This is a genomic window from Catenulispora yoronensis, assembly GCF_039531695.1.
GTDB lineage: Bacteria > Actinomycetota > Actinomycetes > Streptomycetales > Catenulisporaceae > Catenulispora > Catenulispora yoronensis.
This window is the reverse complement of record NZ_BAAAQN010000028.1, coordinates 43,471-68,025: the sequence shown is the minus strand read 5'-3', so window position 1 is coordinate 68,025 and position 24,555 is coordinate 43,471. Positions and strand designations below refer to the sequence as shown.

Here is a 24,555-nt window from a genome sequence, read left to right as displayed (position 1 = left end):
ACATGCAGCTGATCCGCCCCGAGTCGCACATATCAGGGGCCGAAGCTTCGAGGCCTGAGCAGCTCCGCGCCTCCCATCCCACCTTCGCGGAGTTCATGCGCCGCGCCCGCGCCGCCGGCACCCTGGTCGTCCAACCCCGCATGGGCGTCGCCGACCCCGCACTCATGCGGGCCGGCCTGCTGACGGTCAAGCACGCAGGCCCCAGCACCGCCGGCACCATCACGCTGGACAGCTTCACCCGCGTAGGCGACCACGCCGCCGCCCGCCACGCGCTCGACACCGGCGCGGACCTGAACGGCTATCCGCTGGTCGTCCACGGTCCCACCGTCACCGCCGCGCTGCTCGAAGGCGTGCGCGACGCCCGGTTCCCGGTCCAGGTCCGCCACGGCTCGGCCGTTCCACAGGCCATCATCGCCGCCGCCGCGGCCGCCGGGCTCGACGCCACCGAAGGCGGACCGGTCTCCTACTGCCTCCCCTACGGCCGCACTCCCCTGGCGACGTCGGTCCGCAACTGGACGGAAGCCTGCGAGCTGCTCGCGGACGTGCCGGACTCCCACCTGGAGACCTTCGGCGGCTGCATGCTCGGCCAGTTGTGTCCGCCGTCGCTGCTGGTGGCGCTGTCAGTGCTCGAATGTCTGTTCTTCGCGCAGCACGGCATCCGCAGCGTCTCCTTGAGCTACGCGCAGCAGACCGATCCGCGCCAGGACCTGGAAGCCGTGGCCGCGCTGCGGCGCCTCGCCGGGGAACTGCTGACCGGCCTGGACTGGCACATCGTCATCTACACCTACATGGGCGTATTCCCGCGCACTCCTGACGGTGCCTTGGCTCTGCTGGAGGAATCGGCACGCCTGGCTGTGCGCTCCGGTGCTTCGCGTCTGATCGTGAAGACGGTGGCCGAAGCCCACCGGATCCCGACGTTCGCCGAGAACGTGCAGGCGCTCCGCGCTGCGTCGGCGGCGGCTGACCGGGCTCGTCTGGTCGTGCCCTATACCGACCCCGGTGAATCAGAGGTCTACCTGGAAGCCAGAGCCCTCATCCACGCCGTCCTCGACCTCGCCGCCGACCACCGCGACGATCTCGGCCACGCGCTGTCGACTGCTTTCCGGCGCGGGTTGCTGGATGTCCCGTTCTGCCTCCACCCCGACAACGCCGGCCGGGCCCGCAGCCGCCTGGACGACGACGGCCGTCTGCACTGGTCCGACGTCGGAGCCATGCCGATCCGCCCGCGTCCGGGCCGGTCGTCAACGACCGCACAGAGCGCACAGAACACACAAACCGCGCACGACTCGCCTCCGCCGCCCCTGCGCTCCTCCGACCTGCTCACGTCACTCACCTACGTCGAGCGCCGCTACGACACCGCCACGCCCGCACCGCTGGAACCGTCACCGAATCCCGCCATCCCAAGGAGCACCGCCATGCCCGCTCTCTCCGACACTCCGCCGACCTCGGTCCGCGCGCACTTGTCCGACCCCGCCACCCGCAACACCCTGTTGATCCAGAACAGCATCGTCGCCGCCACCCGCGAGCACCTCGGCGCGTTGGGCTTCACCGAGATGCTGCCGCCGATCATCGGCCCGGTCACCGACCCCGGCGGGCGCGGCTCCAAGCAGGTCGACGTCGACTTCTACGGCCATCCCTACAAGCTGATGACCAGCGCGATCCTCTACAAGCAGGCGTCGCTGCTGGCCTTCGACAAGATCTTCTGCATCGCGCCGAACGTCCGGCTCGAACCGCTGGAGACCTGCACCACCAGCCGCCACCTCGCCGAGTTCCACCAGATCGACGTGGAGATCGCCGGCGCCACCCGCGAGCAGGCGATGGCCGTCGCCGAGAGCATCGTGGTCGGTGCGATCCGCCGGGTGCTGGCCGAGCGTGACGCGGAGCTGGCGGCGCTGGGCCGCGACACCGCGCCGTTCGCCGAGGTGCTGGAGTGGCCCTTCGACCACGTCTCGCACGCCGACGCCGTCGCCGACCTGCGCACGCTCGGCCTGGAGCAGAGTGCTGACGCCGAGATCGAGTGGCGCAACGAGGAGATCCTGTCCGGCAAGGCCGGGCGGCCGTTCTTCGTCACCGACTACCCGAAGGGCTCGCGCGGCTTCTACGACCGTGAGAGCCGCACCGAGCCCGGGCGCCTGCGCAACTTCGACCTGATCGCCCCCGAGGGCTACGGCGAGCTGGCCAGCGGCAGCGAGCGCGAATACGAGTACGCGCGGATCGTCACCCGGATCCGGGAGTCCGGCGAGAACCCCGCGAAGTACGGGTGGTACCTGGACATGGCGCGCGAGGGCATCCAGGGCAGCGCCGGCTTCGGGATCGGGCTGGAGCGCCTGACCCGCTACATCGCCGGTCTCACGTCGGTCTGGCAGGCCAGCGCCTACCCCAAGGTGCCCGGGGTGGTGTCGGCATGAGCGGCCTGAGCACACCCGGATTCCCCGAGGACGCCGTGCGGCGCCGGGCCCGGCTGGGCGCCGAGGCGGTGTTCCCCGCGGTCGAGGACTACGGACACGTGCTGTTCGGCGCCACCACCGGCAACACCACCGGCGCGGACACGGGTACGAACGGGAGTGCGGACGCGAGCGCCGACGGCATCAATGCCCTGCGCATCGTCCCCCCGGTGTTCATGCCGGCCCGCCTGGAGAAGCTGATCGAGCTGGCCCGCGAGCCGCTCCCCTCCGACGTGGACCTGGCCACCGACATCAGCGGCTTCCGCTCACCGCTCCCGTTCTACATATCAGCGTTCGGATCCACGCAGGTCGCCAGCACCGACCTCGGCACCGCCGTCAGCCGCCAGGCCGGGGCGCTCGGCCTGCCTATGGTGATCGGCGAGAACGTGGTCCCGGTGAACGGCTACGGCCGCCTGGGCAGCGCCGAGAAGTCGCTGGTCGCCCGGATCCGCGCCTACGCCGACCACGCCCCCGACGGCCTCGGCGCCGTGGTGGTGCAGCAGAGCACTGAGGACGCCGACGCCGAGGTCTGGAACCTCGTCTACAGCGACCCCTCGGCCCTGCCGCTGCTGGAGTCCGGCCGCCTGGCCTTCGAACTGAAGGTCGGCCAGGGCGCCAAGCCGGGCCTGGGCGGCATGACCGTCGTCGACGCCGCGGCCGCCGGCCGGCTGGCCGACCGCTTCGCCTTCGAGGACGTGCTCGGCGGCGCCGGCCGCGTCCTGCGCTGCGCGAGCCCGGGCACCTTCGTGGAGGAGATCCTGCGCCAGCAGATCCGCTTCATGCGCAACAACTTCCCGCGCGCCCGGGTCTGGGTGAAGCTGCACCCCGGCCGGGACGTCGCGCTCGCGGCCGAGGTCGCGTGGCGGGCGGGCGCGGACGCGGTGACCATCGACGGCGCCGAGGGCGGCACCGGCTGGGCGCCGACGTCCTTCCTGGACCACGTCGGCCTGCCGCTGGCCGAATGCCTGCGCCGGATCGACGCGCCCGCCGGGCCGCTGCTGGTCTCCGGCCGGATGTGGGAGGGGACCAGGGCCCTGAAATGCCTGGCGCTCGGCGCCCGCGCGGTGGGCCTGGGCCGGGCCGCGCTGCTGGCCGCCGACGAGGACCCCGAGGCCGGGCTGCGCCGGCTGGCCGAGGCCGCCGCCTTCGAGCTGCGGCTGCTGCTCAGCGCGGTCGGCAAGTACGCGGTGGCGCAGCTGGACCGTGACGACGTGTGGAACCCGGCGCAGGCGGCCGCTGTCCGACAGGAGCTACCGGTATGAGTACTTCGACTTCGATCGGTGTGGAGGAGCTCGACCTCGCCGACCCCGAGATGCAGCCTTCTGCGATCGGCGGCGTGGACACCGGCTCCGTGCCCCAAGGCCGGACCGCGGACCAGGACCAGGACCAGGACCAGAACCGGACCGCGGACCAGGACAAGAACCGGAACCGGACCGCGGACCAGGACCGGACTCAAGACCAGAACCCGGACCAGGCCCAACCCCAGCAGCCCGCGAAACGCCGCAGCCTGTGGCGCCACCGCGACTTCCGCCTGCTGTGGGTCGGCGAGACCGTCAGCGTCCTGGGCAGCGCCGTCTCCGGCGTCGCCCTGCCGCTGGTGGCCCTGGAGACGATGCACGCCGCCCCCTACATCATCGGCCTGATGACCGCGGCGGCCTGGCTGCCCTGGCTGGTCCTGGGCCTGCCGGCCGGCGCCTGGATCGACCGGCTGCCGCGCCGCCGCACCCTGGTGGCCGCCAACGCGGCCTCGTTCCTGCTGGTGCTCAGCGTCCCGGTGGCGTGGTGGCTCGGCGTGCTGACGCTGGGCCAGCTGGTCGCCGTCGAACTGCTCGGCGGCGCGGCCGGGGTGTTCTTCGGCCCGGCGCTCGGCGCCTACATCCCCTCGCTGCTGGACCCGGAGGACCTGCCCGAGGGCAACGCGAAGCTCGAAGGCGCCCAGCAGGCCGCGGTGGTCTCCGGCGGCAGCCTCGGCGGCCTGCTGATCCAGGCGGTCACGGCGGCGTTCGGGCTCGTGGTCGACGCGGCCAGCTACGTGGTGTCGACCGTGTGCCTGCTCGCGATCCGCAAGCCCGAACCCGAGCGCCCCGGACCGCGTCCCGACTCCTCGCTGCGCCAGGAGATCCGCGACGGCTTCCGCTTCCTGGCCCGCGACCCCTATCTCCGGATCCTGACGATCGGCGCGGCCGTCGACAACTTCCTGCTCAGCGGCGGCCAGGCGCTGCTCGTGGTGTTCCTGGTCCGGGACCTGGGCCTGAGCGCCGGCGGGATCGGCGTGCTGATGGCCGGGGACTGCCTCGGCGGCGTCGTCGGCGCCCTGTTCGCCGGCCGGATCGCCCGGCGCCTGGGCACCGCGCGCGCCCTGCTGACGCTGTCGCTGGCGTCCACGCCCTTCGGCCTGCTGATCCCGATGGCGACGCACGGACCGGGCCTGGCCCTGTTCGCCCTCGGCCTGCTGATCCCGGCCGCCGGCATCGTCGCGGTGAACGTGATCGGCGCGGCGTGGCGGCAGGCGTACTGCCCGCCGGACATGCTCGGCCGGATCGGCAGCAGCGGCAGCGTCGTGTCGTTCTGCCTGATCCCGCTGGGCGCCCTGGCCGGCGGCGCGCTGGCCACCGTGATCGGCGTGCGCACCACCCTGTGGCTGGTCCTCGGCGCCGGCGCGCTGGCGAAGGCGATCCTGCTGATCGGCCCCCTGCGCACTCGCCGCGACCTGCCCGAATCCCCGAACTCCGGCGGCCTCCCGGCCGCGTCCGAGGCATAGGAGAACCCTGATGACGACCACGAACACCACGATCGAACCGGCGCGGTCCGACCGCGAGCCGAACCCCTTCGAGGACGACAGCGCGCGCTACCTGGTCCTGGTCAACGACCTCGGGCAGCACTCGACCTGGCCGGCGCGCCTGGCCGTCCCGGCGGGCTGGGACACCGCGTTCGGCCCGGCCGGCCGCGGGGACTGCCTGGAATACGTCGAGACGCACTGGACCCAGCTCATGCCGGGGCGGGGGTGACGGCGATGCGGATGCATCAGCCTCCGGGCCATATCCTGGCCCGCCAGCGCTGGGACGCGCTGTTCGACGGGGTCGCGGGGCTGCCGGGGACGGCGGCGAGCGCCACGGACGAAGACGGAACGGCGAAAGCAAGCGCCTCGAACGGGACGTCGGCGGTGAATGGGACGTCGGCGGTGAACGGAACGTCGGCGGCGAGCGCCTGGATCAGTGAGATCGCCAAGCCCACCCGACCCCGCCCGCCGCGCCACGCCTTCGGCCCCGACATCGCCTACGCCGGCGGCACCCTGGTGAGCCTGGTGATCGAGCAGGCACACCGCACCCCCGACGCACCCGCGATCGAAGCCGCCGACGGCAGCGTCCTGACATACCGCGAGCTGGTGGCTCGTGCCGAACGCATCGCAGCCGGGCTGCGGACCCGGGGCGCCGGCGACGGCACGATCGTCGGCCTGGCGGTCCAGCCCTCGGCCGACCTGGTCCCCGCCCTGCTGGGCATCCTGGTCACCGGAGCGGCCTACGTGCCCCTGGACTCCGCCGATCCGCAGTCCCGCACCGCCGCGGTCCTGGCCGACGCCGACCCGGTCGCCGTCCTGGCCGACGCCGCCGAGGCTGCCCGGCTGCCGGAAGGGACCCCGATCTGGCTCGTCGCCGACATCGAGACCGCGGCGGCCACCACCGCCCGCCCCGCCAACACCAACACCGCCTCCACCTCCACGACCACGACCACGACCACGACCACCACCTATCAGCCCTCGACCATCGCCACCACCACCGCCCACCACCCCACCCCCGAATCCCCCGCCTACATCATCTACACCTCCGGCTCCACCGGCCGCCCCAAAGGCGTCGTCGTCCCGCACCGCGCGATCGTCGCCCGCATCAGGGCCCTGCGCGAGATCTACCCCCTGTTCACCTCCGACCGCATCCTCCACAAAGCCCACATCGCCTTCGACGTCTCCCTGACCGAGATCTTCCGCCCGCTCTCCGAGGGCGCGACCGTCGTCCTGGCCCGCCCCGGCGGCCGCCGCGATCCCTCCTACCTGGCCCGCACCATCGCCGACCGCGGCGTCACCATCGCCGACTTCGTACCCGCGCTGCTGGAGGCGTTCCTCGCCGAGCCGGCCGCCGCCGAATGCCATGCGCTGCGCCAGATCCACTGCGGCGGCGAGCCCATGCCGCCGTCCATCCCGGCGCGGGTCGCCGCGGTCCTGGGCGACTGCCCGGTCCACAACCTCTACGGCCCCACCGAAACAGCAGTCGAAGTCACTCACTGGCTGTGCGATCCGCTGAACATCGGCCGGGTCCCGGTCGGCCGTCCCGTGCCGAACACCGCCGTGTACGTGCTCGACGACGACCTCCTCCCGGCCGCCCCCGGCCAGACCGGCGAGGTCTACATCGCCGGCGTCCAGCTCGCCCACGGCTACCTCAACCGCCCCGGCCTCACCGCCGAACGGTTCGTCGCCGACCCGCACGGCGCCCCCGGGGCCCGGATGTACCGCACCGGGGACGTGGGCCGCTGGCGGCCCGACGGCGTCCTGGAGCTCTCCGGCCGCGCCGACGACCAGCTGAAGGTGCGCGGCCACCGGATCGAGGCCGGCGAGGTCGAGGCGGTCCTGGAGTCCGTGCCCGGGGTCCGGCGCGCCGTGGTCGCGGCCTGTCCGGACGGCACCGGCACCCGGCGCCTGGTGGCCTACCTGGTCGGCGGCCCCGAGCCCGCCGTCGTGCGCCGCCGCGTCGCCGAACGGCTGCCCGAACACATGGTGCCCACGGCCGTGGTCGCCCTGGACGAGCTGCCGGTGTTCCCCAACGGCAAGGTCGACCGGGCCGCGCTGCCGGTCCCGGAGGCCTTCGGCCCGGAGCGCGGGCGCGCCGCGAGCGGCCCGGAGGAGGAGGCGATGTGCCGCATGTTCGGCGAGGTCCTCGGCATCTCCGAGGTCGGCGCCGAGCAGAGCTTCTTCGACCTGGGCGGGCACTCGCTGCTGGCCGCCCGCCTGATCAGCAAGGTCCGCACGGTGTTCGGCGTGGAGCTGCCGATCGACACCGTCTTCGACACCCCGACGGCCTCCGGCCTGGCCGCCCGGCTCGGCGACGCCGACCGGGCCCGCCCGGTGCTGCGCCGGCACCCGTCCCGCCAGGAGGCGTCCCGATGACTTCCGACTTGATCCCGCTGTCCTACGCCCAGTCCCGCCTGTGGTTCCTGGACCAGATGGAAGGCCCGTCCTTCACCTACAACGCCCCGCTGGCGCTGCGGCTGCGCGGCCGCCTGGACCGCGCCGCGCTGGCCGCCGCCGTCGACGACGTCGTGCTCCGGCACGAGGCGCTGCGCACCATCTTCACCGAGGTCGACGGCCGCCCGATGCAGCGGATCGTGGATCCCGGCGAGGCGGACGCCCGGTTCACCGTCGTGCCGGCCACGCCGGAAACGCTGCCCGCGCAGCTGGACGAGGCCTCCCGCCACCGCTTCGAACTGGCCTGCGAACTGCCGGTGCGGGCGACGCTGTTCACCGTCGCCGAGGACGACAATGTCCTGATGCTCGCACTGCACCACATCGCCAGCGACGGATGGTCGCTGGGCCCGCTGCTGCGCGATCTGGACGTCGCCTACAGCGCCCGCGCCGCCGGCCGCGAGCCGGACTGGGACGAGCTGGCCGTCCAGTACACCGACTACACGCTCTGGCAGCTGGAGCTGCTCGGCGAGGAGGACGACCCGGACAGCGTGGTGTCCCGGCAGCTCGGCTACTGGGTGGAGCGGCTGCGCGGCGCCCCCGAGGAGCTGCCGCTGGTCCTGGACCGGCCCCGGCCGCCGATGCCGAGCTTCCAGGGCGCCGCCGTCCAGTTCGAGCTCGGCGCCGCCACCCATGCCCGGCTCGCCGAGCTGGCGCGCACCCACAACGCCACGCCGTTCATGGTCTTCATGGCCGCGCTGTCGGCCTTGCTGACGAAGGTCGGCGCCGGTACCGACGTGCCGATCGGCACCCCGATCGCCGGGCGCACCGACGAGGCGCTCGACGACCTGGTCGGGTTCTTCGTCAATACCCTGGTATTGCGTAACGACACCGCCGGCGACCCGACCTTCACCGAGCTGCTGGCCCGCACCCGCACTTCGGTGCTGGCCGCCTATGCCCACCAGGAAGTGCCGTTCGAACGCGTCGTGGAGGCGGTGAACCCGGTCCGTTCGGCATCCCGGCAGCCGCTGTTCCAGGTGATGCTGGTCCTGCAGAACAACGACAAGGCCCGGATGCGGCTCGGCGATCTGGACGTCGCCGACGAGGGCTTCGACCTCACCGTCGCCAAGTTCGACCTCACGGTCACGCTGGACGAGCGGCACGGCCCGGACGGTCCCGAAGGCGTCGACGGCTGGCTCGAATACGCGACCGACCTGTTCGACCGGGCCACGATGGAGTCGCTGGCCACGCGTCTGGTGCGGCTGCTGGAGGCGGCCGCGGCCGATCCGGGCCGCCGGCTGTCGGGGATCGATCTGCTGTCCGCGCAAGAGCGGCACACGCTCACGGCCGATTGGAGCGGCCGGGAGGTCGACGTCCCCATCGACCTGTGTGTCCACGAGCTGTTCGAGCGTCAGGCCGCGCGGATTCCCGAGGCAGTGGCGATCGTGTATGAGGGCTCTGTCCTCACCTACGGCGAGCTGAACTCCCGCGCCAACCGGCTGGCCGCCTATCTGCGCGAGGCCGGTATGGGCCCGGGCGTCATGGCCGGCGTCCTCATGCCGCGCAGCCCGGAACTGGCGGTCGCGGCGCTGGCGGTGTTGAAGGCCGGCGGCGGCTACACGCTGATGGACCCGCGATTCCCGGCCGAACGGCTGCGGGCCGCCCTGGCGCAGACCGCCGCGCCGGTGCTGATCACGGCCGGACTCGACGACGGCGACCGCGCCGCTTGGTCGGACTCCGCTCGCACTGTCGTGCCCCTGGACACGCTGGCACCGGTCCTCGCCGGATATCCGGACACTGACGTGCCCACCACGGCCGCGCCGTCCGACGTGGCCTGCGTGATGTTCACCTCGGGATCCACCGGCAAGCCCAAGGGCGTCGCCGCACCGCACCGCGCGCTCGTCGGCACCGTCCTGGGCCAGGACTACGTCGACTTCGGCCCGGACGAGGTCTACCTCCAGTGCGCGCCGGTGTCCTGGGACGCCTTCGTGCTGGAGCTGTATGGTTCGCTGCTGCACGGTGCGACGTGCGTTTTGCAGCCGGGTCAGAACCCTGAGCCGGAGCGGATCGCCGAACTCGTGGCTCGGCACGGCGTCACGATGCTCCAGATGTCCGCAAGCCTGTTCAATTTCATGCTCGACGAGTACCCACAGACGTTCTCCGGTCTGAAGTGGGCGATGACCGCCGGCGAGGCCGCGTCGGCCGCGCACGTCGAGCGCGCGCTGACGAAGTTCCCGCACCTGCGTGTCTGCAACGGCTACGGCCCCGCGGAGAGCCTCGGCCTGACCACCGCGCACACCGTCGCCTCGGCCGACACCGGCGGGCCCTCGGTCCCCATCGGCCGTCCGCTGAACAACAAGACCGCCTACCTGCTCGACCCGGCGCTTCAACTCGTGCCGCCCGGCACCGTCGGCGAGCTCTACGTCGGCGGCGTCGGCCTGGCCCAGGGCTACCTCGGCCAGCCTGCGACCACCGCGCAGCGCTTCGTCGCCAACCCCTATGCCGGGCCGGGCGAACGTATGTACCGAACCGGGGACCTGGCCCGCTGGAACCGTTACGGGGCCTTGGAATTCGTCGGCCGCGCCGACGACCAGGTGAAGATCCGCGGCTTCCGGGTGGAGACCGGCGAGGTCGAGGCAGCACTGCGGCAGGCGCCGGGGGTCGCCGAGGTCGCCGTGATCGCCGCTGCTGACCGTCAGGGGGCGAAGATGCTCGCCGCCTACGTGGTCGCCGAGCGGGGAACGCCGCCGCCGGAGGCTCTGGCGCTGCGCGCCTACACCGCTGAACTGCTGCCGGACTATATGATCCCGGCCACGTTCACGCTGCTCGAAGCCCTGCCGCTGACACCCAACGGCAAGCTCGACCGGCGTGCGCTGCCCGACCCGGAGCCGGTCGCCACTCGGGCGAGCCGCGAACCGGCCAACGCGCAGGAGAAGGCGATGTGCGAGCTGTTCGCCGAGGTGCTCGGACTCGCGGAGGTCGGCGTCGAGGACGACTTCTTCGACCTGGGCGGGCACTCGCTGCTCGCGACGCGCCTGATCAGCCGAGCCCGGGCGCGCCTGGGCGTGGAGCTGAGCATTCAGGCGATCTTCGACGCGCCGAGCCCGGCGGGGCTGGCGGCGAAGCTGGGTGTCGCCGAGAAGGCGCGGCCGACGCTGCGACGGCGCGGTGCGGGTGGCGGTGGCAGCGGCGGGTCCGGGTCTCGTTCTGGCTCTGGTGCTGGCTCTGGTTCTGCTTCCGGGTCTGACTTTGGCGGCCGGGCAACTTCGTCCTCTGCGTTCGGTGCGCCTTCTTCGTCCTCTGCGACAAACGGTTCAGCGTTCACAGCTCCGGCACCAGGCACCCAGGCCGCACCAGCCGTCGCCAACGTCGCCGCCGAGTTCGCCTCCGGCCTCGTCGACCTGACCGGCGACGCCACTCTCGGCACCGGATTCGTGGTGCCCGGCGCGGGCACGATCGCGACCGCGTGGAACAACGTCCTGCTCACCGGCGCCACCGGGTTCCTCGGCGCGTTCCTGCTCCGCGAGATCGTCGACCGCACCGAGGCCCACGTCCACTGCCTGGTCCGGGCCGACGACCCGGCGCGCGCGGCGGCCCGCCTGGAGTCCGGCCTGCGGGGCTTCGGGCTCTGGGACGACGCCATGGCCGCTCGCGTCACGGCACATCCCGGCGACCTCGAACGCCCGGGGCTCGGGCTGGCCGCCGAGACCTACGCCCTGCTCGCCGACCGGATCGACGCCGTGATCCACAACGGCGCCCGGGTCAACCACCTGGAGGCCTACTCCCGCCTGCGCCCGGCCAACGTCGAGGGCACCCGCGAGGTGCTGCGCCTGGCCACCACCGGCCGGGCCAAGCCGGTGCACTTCGTGTCCAGCCTGTCGGCCGCGCTGGCGGTCGGCGAGAACCCGGATGTGATCGTGGAGGCCGCGCGGGTTCCGGCCGATCGCGTGGTGCCGCGCGGCTACGTGGCCACCAAGTGGGTCGGCGAGGAACTGGTCCGCGCGGCGGGCGCGGCCGGGCTGCCGGTCACGGTGCACCGGCCGGGCCGGGTCTCGGGCCACACGCGCTCCGGGGCCTGCGGCACCGGAGACTCGTTCTGGAACTACATCAGGGCCGTGACGCACCTCGGTGCGGTGGCGGACGGCGACGCGCTCGCGGTGACCGTGGACCTGGTCCCGGTCGACCATGTCGCGGGCGGGATCATCGCCCTGGCCGCCGATCCGGCCGCCGCCGGCGGCGTCTACCACCTGGCCGGCGAGCACCTGGTCAGCGTCGCAGAGGTCGTCGACGCACTGCGCGCCGACGGCTACCGCATCGACGTGGTGAGCGCCGAGCAGTGGCAGCAGCGGATGTCCCACGCGGTGGAGGCGGCGCTCGGCCGCGGCGACCTGAGCTGGACCACGGCCGCCGTCCTCAGCGCCGGGTTCCAGCAGCGGTCCCACGGGATCCGCTGGGGTCGCGCGGCCACGGCGGCGGCGCTGGCCGACAAGGCGGTGCCGGGACCGGAGATGGACGCCTCCGTGCTGGCCGCGGCCGTCGCGTACTTCCGCCGCACCGGCTTCTTCGCGGAACCCTCAGCTGCCGAGTCCGTGACAGTGTCCGCATACTCAGCCTACGCACATGCCGCACCCTCCGGAAACGGAGCCCAGCCGTGATCATGACCGAAATCACCTGGGAACAGATCGACCTCGCGGCCGCCGAGGCCGGCCTGCCGGTCGCGGTCGGCGGCTCCCTGGCCCCGCACCGCGTCCTGGAAGCGCTCCGATACGGCGCGTTCCCCATGCCGTGCACCGGCGAGTACGCCGTCGAGACCAACCGGGCGCTGTACCACGACCTGGTGCAGGAAGGGCTCATCATCGGGTTCCCCCGGCCCGAGCCCGGCGGCCGCTACGCCCTGACCTGGTGGTGCCCTCCGACCCGGCCGGTGGTCGCCTCCGACGGCGTGCACCTGTCCCGCAAGCTGCGCCGCGACCTGCGGCACAAGCACCAGTGGATCACCACCTGCGACCACGCCTTCGCCGAGGTCGTCGAACACTGCCGGGACCAGCGCGCCAGCCCGTGGATCACCGACGAGCTCACCGAATCGCTGCTGGCCCTGCACCACGCCGGCTGGGCCCACAGCATCGAGGTGTGGAACGGCGAGGACCTGATCGGCGGCGTGTTCGGCACCGGAATGGGCGCCGTCTTCAGCGCCGAGTCGACGTTCCACCGCCAGCCCGACGCCGGCAAGGTCGCCTTCGCCGACCTCGGCCGCCGGCTGTGGCTCACCCGGCCCGGCAGCCTGATCGACGTCCAGGTGCCCAGCGTCTTCGCCACCAGCCTCGGCGCGGAACCGTTGCCCCGCACCGAATTCCTCGCCGCGCTGGCCGACATCGACCTGCCGCTGACCCCGCACCGAGGCGTGTTCCAGGCCGCGGGACTGGCGGACGCGGGAGGTGGTGATTAGGGGGCCGGACGAGACAACGGTGACGGTGACGGTTCAGGTGCCCGGACTCTGCTTCAGAGTCCGGGCACCTCGCCTTCGTCGCGGATCCTTATTCACTCCACGTAGTTCATCGACGATGCCTCGATCCGCGCCAACAAGCGCGCCGCCTCCTGCTCGGGCAGACCCGCGAAGACCTCCCGGGCCTCGCGCGCCCGGGCCCGGGCCTCCACGATCAGGCCCCTGTCCCGCAGCGTCAGAGCCAGGCCATTGAGACTGTCGGCCTGGATATACAGATCACCGACCTCGATCGCCACCTTGATGGACTCCTCGAACGCCGCGCCTGCCTCCTCGTACCGGCCCTGCTGAAGGTAGTTGTCAGCGATGTTGCGCAGGCCGAGCGAGACGGCACGCATGTCATCGGCCCGCCGCGAGCGCTCCACGAAGGTCAGCTGAATCTCCAGCGCCTCATCGTTCCGGCCGAGCTTCAGCAGGGAGACCGCGGTGTTCGTCAACATGGCGCTCGGAACCGGCCCCCCGCTCTCCTCGATGGTCCGGATCCCTTCCAGGGCGTACTCCAAGCCCCGCTCGGGTTCGCCGATCCCGACATAGCTCTCCGCCAAGGAACCCAGGATGCGGCCGGCCCGTAGCCCGTCCCCCGCGGCCCGTCGCGCCTCCAACACCCGGGTCAACGGCTCGATCGCCTCGGCGGACCGCCCATGGGCCGCCAGCGCGAACGACAGCCAGCGCGCGACGTCCGTCTCCCCGTCGGGATCACCGTCGATCCGTGCATGCGGCAACGCACCGGACATGAGCCGTTCCAACTCGCGATAGTTCTGGCCGAGCTCCTCGAAGTACGCCATCGCGATCGGCAGCCGCCACGCGGAGGAACTGAAGCCCAGGCGCCCCGCCACGGCGACCGCCTGCATCACGTTCGCACGCTCGCGCGCATACCAGGGCACTGCTTCAGCGGCACTGTGCGCCTGCGGCGCCGACACCCCGGCCACCGCCGGATCGATCGGCGGCATGACGCGGTCCGGGCTGACCGCCAACGCCGTGAGCGTCACGACCGCGACGTGCCAGCTCAACGACCTCTGAAGCACCGCCCGGCGCTCGTCCTCGCTCATCTCCGCCTTGGCACGCTCGCCGGCGTAGGCACGGAGCAAGTCATGGATCTCATATCGTCCGGCGGTCCGCTGCTGAAGCAGGCTCTCGTCCAGCAACAGCTCCAGCGCCTCCGCAGCCTCCTCCGGAGTCAGTCCGGCCGGGGCCGCGACCGAAGCGGCTGTGAAGTCGAGCCCGGGATGCAGGCCCAGCACCCGGAACACCAGCTTGGCCTGCTCCGGCAGGTCCCGATACGACACGTCGAAGGCGGCGCCGCCGATCTCCGAGGTCGTCGCGCCCTCCCGCTCCAGCCGATCCGCGAGGTCCGCCAGCCCCCACCCGGCCCGGGCACGCAGCCTCGTCGCCGCTACGGACACCGCCAGCGGCAACAACCCGCACCGCGCCACGATCCGCGCCGCCGCTTCGGGCTCGGCCGCCACTCGCTCCGCACCAGCGATGCGGCCCAGCAGCGCCAGCGCCTCCTCCTGGCTGAAGACGTCGAGCTGATGCCACACCGCCTCCTCAAGCTCGGCCAGACTGCGTCGGCTGGTGATCAGCACCAGGCAGCTCGGCGAGGCCGGAATCAGTGGTCTGACCTGTCGGGCATCCGCCGCGTTGTCCAGGATGAGCACCGCGTCGCGTCCGTGCATCCGATCGCGGAACAGTGCGGCCCGCTCCGCCAGATCCGACGGCACCTCCGACGCCGTGATGCCCAACTGCCGCAACAGCGACTCCAGGACGTCCCCCGGCTCCGCCGGGTCGTGATCCGGATCGAAGCCACGCAGGTTCACGTACAACTGCACGTCGGCGAACCGCCCGGCCCGCACCAGCACGTGCGCCACATGCACCGCGAGCCGGGTCTTGCCCACGCCGCCCATGCCCTCGATGGCCGACAGCACCACAGTCGGGGCCCCGACCTGGCCCACCGCCCGCAACAACGCCTCCACCTCGGCGTGCCGGCCGGTGAACGTGGCCAGATCGGGCGGCAGCCGGCGCACCGCCGCCGCCGCGCCGTCCACCGTCGTCAGCGTCTGCACCCGCACGCACGCCGCCCACCACTCGGCCACGGCCTTGTCGTCCGCGCCGAGCGCCCGCACCGTGGCCGTCACCAGGTCCAGGTCCAGCCGGCGCCGTCCGGCCCGGAACAGATCCGAGAGCGTGCTGTGCGTCAGCTCCCGCGGCGGCCGCAGCAACGGCCCCACCCGCGACGCCAGCGTCCGGTACGAAGGACCGCCGGCCCGCAGCCTGAGCAGCCGCAAGGCCTCCACGAACTCTGCTATGTCCCGCACCTGACCAAGGTCCGGCACGGTCTGGTTCCGTTGGTTCACGCCCCCAGTCATATCAGGGTATGGCGACAGCCGGATGCGGACATTCAGGTTTGCCGCCGGGACGGTGAGCAACCCGCGCCGGCACCCTTGAGTACCGCCCTCCCCCGGATCTGAGCAACGCTTACTCATCCCTGACCAGCGCGGACGCGGTTTCCTAGTAGCAGAAGGAAGGCCGCCCGGCCTTCCGATACCAAGGGGGGAACACCCAAATGAGCGTCTCCATCCGCAAGGCCGCCGCCGTCCTGGTCACCGGAATCGCCGCCGTCACCGCCGCGAGCGTCTCCTCGGCCTCCGCCGCCGTCGCCCGGCCGCAGCAGGCGTCCTCCGCGGCCCGCAGCGTCGAAGCCTTCGTGACCAACAACTCCGGCTGCACCATGACCCTGTTCAGCGACTCGCTGTCCGGCGGCATCTGGACGATCATGCCCGAGTTCACCGTCCCGAACGGCGCCGCGACCGCGTGGGAGTCGGAGTCCAACGGCTTCATGACCGGCACCGAGGGCGTCGCCAGCTACCGCCTGAGCAACTGCCACAACCCGGCCCAGAACCTGAAGTTCGCCAACTTCCACTGGAACGACCCGTACTACGGCTCCAACAGCTACGACAACGCGGGCACCAGCGCGGGCGTCCACATCGCTCGCAGCGGCGGCAGCGGCAACAACGCGATCGTGACGTGGGTCGTGACGACCAGCTGAGGGGTCGGCCGCTGAACTCATAGGACTCAGGTCTCTGCTACAGCAGGGGCCTGAGTCCTATATTTCTCATGGCCTCGGGCGACAAATACTTCATGACGCAGAGCCGGAGACGGTCAGCTCCGTCAAGGGTCGTGCTGGATACCCAGAGGCCGTGCGCACGCAGCTCCTGAGGCGACTTGGCCGAGTTGATGTTCAGAATGTTGAGGTCGGGTCGGTACTGGCTCGTCGGAATCGCTTGATGAAGGCGCTGGGCGGTGTCGCTCCAGCCGCCGAGCAGACGTCCGTAACCCTCGGCGTGGAGGCCGATGAGGCGGTGCGCGGCCCAGACTGCGGCTGCGGCAGTACCTGGGCGTGCGCCTTCCAGAGTGCGTTCGCCGGCCGGTCGAGCTGCTTCGTCGAAGTAGTCGTTGGCTGTCGCGACGGCGGCAGTCGCTCGTCGATCGCGGATTACCAGAGCGCCGGCCGGATATGGAACGTGCCCGGCCTTGTGCGGATCGATGGTGACCGTGTCGGCGTGCTCTATGGCGATCAGTGCACTGTAAACGTCAAACGACACTGGTGAGTGTTCTTCGTCCCACGCTCGGATCGCATCCTGCGGCGTCCGGCACAGCGCGCGCCAGTAGCCGCCTAGGGCTGCGTCGAGGTGGAGGTGGAAGGTCGCGCCGTAGTCGCGCTCGCAGTGGTCGCGGAGCTGCACGATGCGCGCGACGTCGTCCACGCTTCCCTGTCCGCAGCTCCCTACGGTCGCAACGACAGCGGCGATCGGGGCTCCGGCTTGGATCAGCGTCGGGACCAGTTTTTCGAGCGCGGCGACGTCTATCCGGTGTTCGGGGCCGAGAGGAAGGCGGTGGACGTCGGCGGGGCGGAAACCGAGCACATCAGCACACTTGGTCCAGCAGGAGTGGGCGTTGGCGGCCAGGATCAGCGCGCCGGGCCCGCGTTCGGCGGTGCATCGCAGCGTCGCGGCGCGCGCCCGGGCATTGTCGAGCCGTCCGGCGCGCGCAAGGTTTTGCTGTACGTCGATAGCGACGTGGGTGGGCGGATTGGCGAGGACGTGGTCCGGGAGATGCGCGACGAGTGGTCGGGTGTCGGGGCCCGCTGCGGCTGCGTGTGGAAGGGATCTGAGATTGCGGGCGATCCACAATGCTTCGTAGTTGGCGGCGTGGCCGCCGGATGCGAGGTGCGCGTGGGCGGTGTCGGACGGCATTCCGAGCAGTGCACACAGGTCTGCCGCGACTTCGCTTTCGAGGTCGGTCGTGACCGGGGAGGCTTCGGCGGCGACGTTGTTCGGGTTGTAGAGCAGCGTGGTGAATGCGGCCAGCAGTACGGCGGCTGGGACGTCGGGCGTCATGTGGGCGAGGTAGCGTGGCGAGGGCCAGGGCGTGGAGGACTTGGACAGCCGGAGTGACAGGTCGCGGAGCAGTGCTTGCGCCGCGAGCGCGTCAGGGGTCGCGGCGTCGTTGTCCTCCCCCGCGCCGCAGCCGCGGCGCCATTCCTGATGGGTCTCGACGATCTGGTCGATGGCGGTGCGGATCTGGTCGGCGCGCATTGTTTCCGCGTGCTCAGCCGAGCATGTGGATCGCCAGGCGTTCGTAGAGCAGTTCGATCTGGTCCCAGGTTTCCTCGCACACGCGCAGCAGGTCCGGCAGCTCGGCCGACGCCGTGGCGCACAGGTGGTCGAACCCGATGAGCCGGTGGTCCTGGTCGACGTCGGCGTGCAGGTCGAAGTAGGAGGATTCGCCGTGCCCGGCGGCGGCGAAGGCCGGGGCGATACGTTCGCCGAAGACCTGGCAGCTGGATTCGAGGGCCTGGTGCACGATGACGATCCGGGCTGCCTCGCTGGATCCGTGCATCCGCATGACGAACCAGGAGCCGACGGCTTCCAGGATCGGGTCGTAGACGGTCGCGGTGACGCCGTGGCCGTCCTTCAGCAGTGTGTCGTGGCCGAATTCGTCGCTCAGGTGTGCGGCGTATACGTCCCGCAGTCGCGGATCGACGCAGACTTCCTGGCGGGCATAGAGCATCCGCTGGAAGTAGACCGACCAGATGTGGAGCGCGGCGGTGAATCGGTCGCGCATGAGGGGATCGGCTGCGGCGCGGCCGTCGTCGAAGGCCTCGAACATACGGTGGGTGCGGAGGCGACCGATCCGGCCTTCGTTGAACAGCAGCAGTTCTCTGATGTGCTCGGGAATATGGGTTGCCCTAGGCGCATGCTCGTGGAACTGCGCGCGCGGAGCGGCCGGATCCTCATACAACCCGGCGCCTTCGAACTGCACGGACAGGCCGTGGAACTCCTCGCCCGGACGCGTGGCGAAGCCGTGAGCGACGCCGGGCTCCACGCACACCGCGTCTCCCTCGGTCAGCTCCCGCTCCTCGGCGCCGAGCAGCCGGACCGAGCCCTGACATACCAGGATCATCGACTTCGTCGGATGGTCGTGGACGTGGAGGCATTCGCCGTCCCGGAGCCGGACCCAGGCGAGGCTGAATCGGCCGTGCTCGGGCAGGAAGGCCGCGAGTTGCTCGTGACGTCGGAAGTCGCGCTGTTGGCCGAGCGGATGATCCCGGCCGTCGATGCGGACGGAGGTGATGGCCTCGATGCGGGTGCGTGGCACGACCAGTGCCGCGGTGTCCGACGTGTCCTCAATCCGCTCGCCGATGGTGTCGACGTCCGTCGTCATGGCTGTTCCCTTCCGCTGAACGCCGGCTCGTCCTGTCGCTTTTGCTCTGTCGCCAGCGACGGCATCGCGGGCCGGATCAGACTCCCGTCATCGACAGCTCGGCGAGTGCCGGGCCAGTGATCGATGCGCATTCGCGCAGCCTAAGTCCCGGAAACCCGGACACCGCCGCCGACACGCATCGTCCCTGCTCTGATCAGGTGAAATAGAACAAGCCTCCGTTAATAAATACCTTAGCAATGCCAGTATTTAAGTGGCCTTTGAGTCATCGGCGCCCATCAGACGCCGCGTCCGGCCGGACTCCGTCCACCCACCAAGGAGAACCATGTTCCGCAAGAGCTCCGCACTGATCGCTTGCGCTGCCGCGGCCGCGTACAGCCTGGTGATGCCCGCCCAGGCGTTCGCCGACGCGCCCACCAGCATCACCTGCACCACCGTGGACGGCGTCGTGTACAACAGCAACGGCTGGTCCTCCGCCAGCAACTGGCTCAACTGCACCGACGGCCGCACGGCGAGCGTGTCGGAGGTCGGCGCCGAGCACCGCGACGGCACCGGCGGCAACGGGATCTCCTACATCGTCACCTGGTCCGACAACACCGTCAGCTTCATCGCCGGCCAGGAGGTGTCCGACACCCTGCTCGGCGCCGGCGAGGTCACGAAGTTCACCGGCAGCGTCGTCTACGGCAACCTGGTCGGCTACAACTTCACCGAGTACGACACCGCGCGGGACAGCGGGCTGTCGGCGTCGGGCGAGGGCATTCTCGTTCTTCAGAAGCCGTAGTCCTGACGCGACTCGGCCTGACTGCTGGTCTCGCTTCTTTGATCGTTCGCGCGTCCTCGGCTCGGCGGGTACGAGTCGGGGACGCTGTCGTGTCCTGGGGCGGATTGATTGGAAGATCGGGATGACCTGGCTGAGCCGGCCGAGCTGGCCGAGCTGGCCGATTTGGCCGATCGGCTGACCTGGCTGACCTGGCTGACCTGATTGATCCGGCTGATCTGGTTGATCTGGCTGACTTGATTGATCGGGCTGATCTGGCTGATCTGGCTGACTTGATTGATCGAGCTGATCTGGCCATTCGGTTCTTCTTCGGTTGTGAGCATGCCCGAACCCGCCTAGCGTGCGACCCATGGCGGACTCACCCACCGAACTCCGCGCGGCGTTCCGATCGGGCGTGAGCGGCCCCACTTCCGGACTCGCGCCCGGCTACGCGCAAGCCAACCTGCTGGTCGTGTCCACCGATTGGGCGTATGACGTCCTGCTGTTCGCCCAACGCAACCAGGCCGCCTGCCCGGTACTCGACGTCACCGACCCCGGCTCCCCCGCCACCGCCCTGGCCCCCGGCGCCGACCTGCGGACCGACCTGCCGAAGTACCGCGTGTGGCGGGACGGCGACCCGGTCGGCGAGCCGACCGACGTCACGGACCTGTGGCGCGAGGACCTCGTGGCCTTCCTCGTCGGATGCAGCTTCACCTTCGACAGTGTCCTGACGCGCGCCGGGGTGCCATGGCGTTACCCGGGACGGAACGTCGCGATGTACGTGACCGATCGGCAGTGCCGCCCGGCCGGCCGGGTGCACGGTCCGCTGGTGGTGTCGATGCGTCCGGTTCCGGAGGAGCTGGTCGACACCGCGGTGCGCATCACGACCCTGATGCCGCGCTCGCACGGCGCGCCGGTGCACATCGGCCCCGCGGCGGAACTGGGAATCGCCGACCTGACCAGGCCGGACTTCGGTGACCAGGCCATCTTCGAACCCGAAGACGTGCCGGTGTTTTGGGCCTGCGGAGTAACGCTTCAGGCGGCCGTCATGGCATCACGCCCGGATTTCGCCATCACTCACGCACCCGGCCATATGTTCATCACCGATCTGCGAGAACAGATCTAATATCTACTGTCTAGTCAATCAATATCAGTAGTCGCCGTGGGCGGGCAGTGGCTGCTCGGCCCAGATCACCTTGCCGCGCGGGGTGTATCGCGTTCCCCAGCGCTGCGACAGCTGCGCCACCAGGAACAGGCCACGGCCGCCCTCGTCGAACGTCTGCGCCCGTCGCAGCCGCGGGGAGACGCTGGAGCCGTCAGCGACTTCGCAAATCAGTGCCCGATCACGCAGCAGCCGCAGCTCGACCGGTCCGGTCGCGTGCCGGATGGCGTTCGTCACCAGCTCGCTGACCACCAGCTCGGTGGTGAACACCAGATCGTTCAGCCGCCAGGCGCGCAACTGCCGGGAGACCTCCGCGCGCAGGAACGCCACCGACTCCGGCGACATCGGGACGTCCCACGAGGCCACGCGGTCGGCGGTGGTGCGGCGGGCGCGGGCGGCGAGCAGCGCGACGTCGTCCCAGGGGCGGGCCGGCAGCAGGCCGCCGATCGCCGACGAGCACAGCTCCTCGGGATCGCGGCCGGGGCCCTCCAACACCGCCTTGAGGCGGTCCAGGCCGGTTCCGATGTCCTGATCACGGCTCTCCACCAGGCCGTCGGTGTAGAGAACCAGGGTGCTGCCTTCATCGATCGGAAGCTCGATCGCCTCGTAGGACGAACCACCAAGGCCCAACGGCGGCCCGGTCGGCAGCTCCAGGTAAGACACCGAGCCGTCGCGCGCCACCACCGCCGGACTCGGATGCCCGGCCGCGGCCACCGAACACAGACCGGTGACCGGATCGTAGACCACGTATAAGCAGGTCGCCCCGATGATGCCGACGCCACGCCGGTCCTCGGCCTCGTCGGCGTCCATCGACTCCACCAGCGCGTCAAGCTGCCCGAGCAGGTCCTCCGGCGTCAGATCCAGCGCACAGAAGTTCCGCACAGCGGTCCGCAGACGCCCCATCGTCGCCGCCGCGTGAATGCCGTGTCCCACCACGTCACCGACGACCAACGCCACCCGACCGCCGGATAAGGGGATCACGTCGTACCAATCACCGCCGACGCCCTCCTGCGCCGGCAGGTAGCGATGAGCAACCTCCACAGCACACTGATTCGGGAACGCGCGTGGCAGGAGGCTGCGTTGCAGCGCCAGCGCCATGGCCCGCTCACGCTCGAAGCGGCGCGCGTTGTCGAGGCAGACGGCGGCACGGGAGGCAAGGTCCCAGGCCAGCTGGATGTCGTCCTCCTCGAACGGATCCGCGCTGCCCAGACGGTAGAAGGAGGCGACGCCGAGCACTGTTCCCTGCACGATGATGGGTGCTGCGATGACCGAACTGTCAGGATCCTCCGCCACCCAGCGCTTGCCCGCGGTAGCCGCCGTGAGCTCGGCGTCCAGCACCGGCCGACGCTGCGCCATGCAGCGCGACTGCGCGGTCGCGGAGTTGTAGGCGACGTGCGCACCGGGCGACCGATGCACCTTACCTAATCGAACGGTGCGGACAGCAACACGCCGCAGCTTAACACTGGCACCAGGCGGCGGGACCTCCTCACCGTCCAGGACCCAGCTCGCGAGATCGACAGCCACATGCTGGGCAAAGTCCGGCAGCGCGATCTCGGCGAGCTCACCGCCGGTGAGCTCCATGTCCAACGTGGTGCCGATGCGTCCGCTGGCGTAGAGGAGAAGCGCGAGACGCTGCCGCGCCGCTACCGCGATCCGGCCGACGGTGGGCTCGCCGATGAGCACGAGTTCGGACGCCGTCGGGGGCGGGAAGGTGGTGGCGGGGTCGAGGAGGGCGATGGCGTTGGAGGGGGTTGGGAGCGGTGGGACCAGTGAGGCCAGCGGTAGCGCTGGCAAGGCTGCGGAGTCGACCGACTCGGCCTCTACTCCGGCCTCTGCTTGCGCCTGCGACTCTGACTCCGACTGCGACTCCGCCGGCATCTGCGACTCACGCTGCGCTCGCTCGTCACCCTGCACCTGCTCCTCAGCCTGCGGCTGCTCCTCACCATGCGGATGCCGCCGGCCATGATCGCCCTCAAACACCAGTTCCTTCTGCTGCCTCTGCTGCTCCCGTCCAGCCGACGCACCACTGGCCACTTCCGGCAGCTGCGACAACGTCGTCCTCTGATTCGGCACCGAGACGACCGGCCGCTGGTCCATCGACGAACTCTGCCCTACCGGCAAGCCTTGCCCAGCAACCGCCGTATCATCGCCAGCCGCGCCGGACGCCATGTGCATCGACTGCACCGACTGCGTGACCTGCACACGCTGCATCCCCTGCGCCCCGATCGCCAGCATCACCGACACCGGCACCCTGCCCTGCTCCACTGCCCCCAACGGATACAGCAGCTCCCGCGCACCCGCACCAGAGACAGCCAAAGCCGCCACCGCTTCCGCCTCAGCGTTCACTCTCGCCTCAGCACCAGCGTCCGCTCCCGCCTCAGCACCAGCGTCCGCTCCCGCTTCCACACCGGCGTTCGATCCTGCTTCCGCCCCCGCCTCAGCATCAGCGTTCGCGCCTGCGCCCGCTCCAGCGTTCGCCGCCTCTTCCACTCCCGCCTCAGCACCAGCGTTAGCTCCCGCCTCAACGTTCGCTCCGGCCCCCGCCTCAACGTTGTTCGCTCCGGCTTCCGCGTTGTTCGCTCCGGCTTCCGCCCCAACGTTGTTCGCTCCGGCTTCCGCCTCAACGTCCGCTGTGCCTCCCGCCTCAACGTTCGCTACGGCCCCCGCTCCCGCGTCCGCTCCCGCCTCAGCTACGCCCTTCCACGCTCCCGCGCCTTTCCCTCCTCTTCCTCCTCTTCCTCCTCCCTCTCCTCCCCTCCCTCCTCCTCTTACTTCCCTTCTTCCTACTTCTCTTCCTCCTACTTCTCTTCCTCTTCCGCCTCCCCCTGCCCCCTCTCCTACCGTCGGCTGGTCCGCCGTGCCCGGGACGTGCTCCGTGCTCGGGGTACCGCTCATCTCCGCTTCCACCGTGACCACCTCCGTCCCGGCCGCGGTCCGGCCGGTGCGGGCCGTCAGCTTCGCGTAGCGGCCGTCGGTCAGCGGAATCGTCACCACGTCCCGCCGGGCCGCCGCGACCAGCTCGGCCGCCTTGCTTCGGACGAGCTCGCCGTCGCGTCCGACCGGCCGGGCCGGCCATCGGCCGCCCCCGTGCCGGGACCCGTCGACACCGCTGTCCACCTGCTGTTCCGTCCGCACCAGCGCCAAGCTCGGCCCGGCGCCGCCCCACCCCCCATTCCTCCGTGCCTCGGCCACCAGGGCCCGCTCCCGAGCCGAGTACTGCTCCAGCAGCCGCAGCTCGATGTTCTCCGCCGCCTCCGAAACCAGGGCCGCCATCAACGGATTGGCGTCCCGACTCCACGACGTCAGGTCCACAACCCCGCGGATCCGCCCACTGAACGGATCCCGGATCGGCACCCCGGCGCACGCGAAAGCCACAAACCGATCAGCGAAATGCTCCCGCCCCAACACCACCGACAGACGCCCCTCGACCAGCGCCGTCCCCATCCCATTGGTGCCGGCGTCCGCCTCGCGATAGCTGAACCCCTCCGCCAACTGCACAGCGTCCAGATGCCGATTCAGCCCCGGCTCCCCGGCCCGCCGCACCAAAACCCGCGCCCGCGCATCCGTGAGCACCACACACACCTTGGTCCCGACCAACAACCCGTGCAGCCGCTCCAACACCGGCGCCGAAGCCCGCACCAACAACTCCTGCGCCTCCGACACCACCCCCGGCACATAAGGCAGGTCCACCTCCCCCGGACCCAACCCCAACGCCTGGCACCGCTCCCACGAAGCCAGAATCGCCGCGGGCACCCGCCACCCACCACCGGCTCCCACCAACGCACCGGCAGCACCGACCCC

At 70.8% G+C, this 24,555-nt stretch carries 15 protein-coding genes; 10 read left to right on the top strand and 5 right to left on the bottom strand.

Annotated elements, in window-relative coordinates; all coding sequences use genetic code 11:
* The first annotated feature begins 2 nt into the window (after window positions 1-2).
* Genes ABD481_RS22950 through ABD481_RS22920 form a run of 7 tightly spaced genes read left to right on the top strand, consistent with a single transcriptional unit; the run spans window position 3 to window position 13,060 of the window.
* Complete coding sequence (locus ABD481_RS22950) at window positions 3-2,408, top strand: amino acid--tRNA ligase-related protein (RefSeq protein ID WP_344667791.1); 2,406 nt, start codon at window positions 3-5, stop codon at window positions 2,406-2,408.
* Complete coding sequence (locus tag ABD481_RS22945; RefSeq protein WP_344667790.1) at window positions 2,405-3,706, top strand: glutamate synthase-related protein; 1,302 nt, start codon at window positions 2,405-2,407, stop codon at window positions 3,704-3,706. The genes ABD481_RS22950 and ABD481_RS22945 overlap by 4 nt, the downstream gene beginning before the upstream one ends.
* Window positions 3,703-5,205 carry an MFS transporter gene (locus ABD481_RS22940; RefSeq protein ID WP_344667789.1) on the top strand — a complete coding sequence of 501 codons (1,503 nt, stop codon included), beginning with the start codon at window positions 3,703-3,705 and terminating at the stop codon, window positions 5,203-5,205. The genes ABD481_RS22945 and ABD481_RS22940 overlap by 4 nt, the downstream gene beginning before the upstream one ends.
* A 10-nt stretch (window positions 5,206-5,215) precedes the next feature.
* Window positions 5,216-5,452: an MbtH family protein gene (locus ABD481_RS22935; RefSeq protein WP_344667788.1), complete on the top strand. Its 237-nt coding sequence runs from the start codon at window positions 5,216-5,218 to the stop codon at window positions 5,450-5,452.
* Window positions 5,453-5,457: 5 nt separating this feature from the next.
* Window positions 5,458-7,599 (top strand): non-ribosomal peptide synthetase, encoded by a 2,142-nt coding sequence (locus tag ABD481_RS22930; RefSeq protein WP_344667787.1) that lies wholly within the window; start codon window positions 5,458-5,460, stop codon window positions 7,597-7,599.
* Entirely contained in the window at window positions 7,596-12,269 is a 4,674-nt protein-coding gene (locus ABD481_RS22925; protein ID WP_344667786.1) for a non-ribosomal peptide synthetase family protein, read from the top strand. The genes ABD481_RS22930 and ABD481_RS22925 overlap by 4 nt, the downstream gene beginning before the upstream one ends.
* Window positions 12,270-12,271: 2 nt before the next feature.
* Window positions 12,272-13,060, top strand: a complete 789-nt coding sequence (locus tag ABD481_RS22920; RefSeq protein WP_344667818.1) for a leucyl/phenylalanyl-tRNA--protein transferase — start codon at window positions 12,272-12,274, stop codon at window positions 13,058-13,060.
* Window positions 13,061-13,152: 92 nt separating this feature from the next.
* Here the strand turns inward: ABD481_RS22920 and ABD481_RS22915 are convergent, their stop codons facing one another.
* Window positions 13,153-15,468, bottom strand: coding sequence for a tetratricopeptide repeat protein (locus ABD481_RS22915; protein WP_344667785.1), 2,316 nt, complete (start codon window positions 15,466-15,468; stop codon window positions 13,153-13,155).
* A gap of 209 nt (window positions 15,469-15,677) precedes the next feature.
* Here ABD481_RS22915 and ABD481_RS22910 point away from each other — a divergent pair, with 209 nt between their 5' ends.
* Window positions 15,678-16,160 carry a hypothetical protein gene (locus ABD481_RS22910; RefSeq protein ID WP_344667784.1) on the top strand — a complete coding sequence of 161 codons (483 nt, stop codon included), beginning with the start codon at window positions 15,678-15,680 and terminating at the stop codon, window positions 16,158-16,160.
* A 37-nt stretch (window positions 16,161-16,197) separates the two neighbouring features.
* Here the strand turns inward: ABD481_RS22910 and ABD481_RS22905 are convergent, their stop codons facing one another.
* Both ABD481_RS22905 and ABD481_RS22900 read right to left on the bottom strand, forming a co-directional pair.
* On the bottom strand, window positions 16,198-17,709 hold the full coding sequence (locus ABD481_RS22905; protein ID WP_344667783.1) for a pyridoxal phosphate-dependent decarboxylase family protein: 1,512 nt from the start codon (window positions 17,707-17,709) through the stop codon (window positions 16,198-16,200).
* Window positions 17,710-17,722: 13 nt separating this feature from the next.
* Window positions 17,723-18,838, bottom strand: coding sequence for a cupin domain-containing protein (locus ABD481_RS22900; protein WP_344667782.1), 1,116 nt, complete (start codon window positions 18,836-18,838; stop codon window positions 17,723-17,725).
* A 322-nt stretch (window positions 18,839-19,160) separates the two neighbouring features.
* Here ABD481_RS22900 and ABD481_RS22895 point away from each other — a divergent pair, with 322 nt between their 5' ends.
* Window positions 19,161-19,616, top strand: coding sequence for a hypothetical protein (locus ABD481_RS22895; protein ID WP_344667781.1), 456 nt, complete (start codon window positions 19,161-19,163; stop codon window positions 19,614-19,616).
* Here ABD481_RS22895 and ABD481_RS22890 read toward each other — a convergent pair.
* The gene (locus ABD481_RS22890; protein ID WP_344667780.1) at window positions 19,604-19,936 is read right to left on the bottom strand and encodes a hypothetical protein; all 333 of its coding nucleotides are present in this window, start codon (window positions 19,934-19,936) and stop codon (window positions 19,604-19,606) included. The genes ABD481_RS22895 and ABD481_RS22890 overlap by 13 nt on opposite strands.
* 26 nt (window positions 19,937-19,962) lie before the next feature.
* Here ABD481_RS22890 and ABD481_RS22885 point away from each other — a divergent pair, with 26 nt between their 5' ends.
* A complete protein-coding gene (locus ABD481_RS22885) occupies window positions 19,963-20,718 on the top strand; it encodes a putative hydro-lyase (RefSeq protein WP_344667779.1) in 756 nt (251 codons plus the stop codon).
* A gap of 24 nt (window positions 20,719-20,742) precedes the next feature.
* Here ABD481_RS22885 and ABD481_RS22880 read toward each other — a convergent pair whose 3' ends face one another.
* On the bottom strand, window positions 20,743-24,507 hold the full coding sequence (locus ABD481_RS22880) for a SpoIIE family protein phosphatase (RefSeq protein WP_344667778.1): 3,765 nt from the start codon (window positions 24,505-24,507) through the stop codon (window positions 20,743-20,745).
* Window positions 24,508-24,555: the final 48 nt, after the last annotated feature.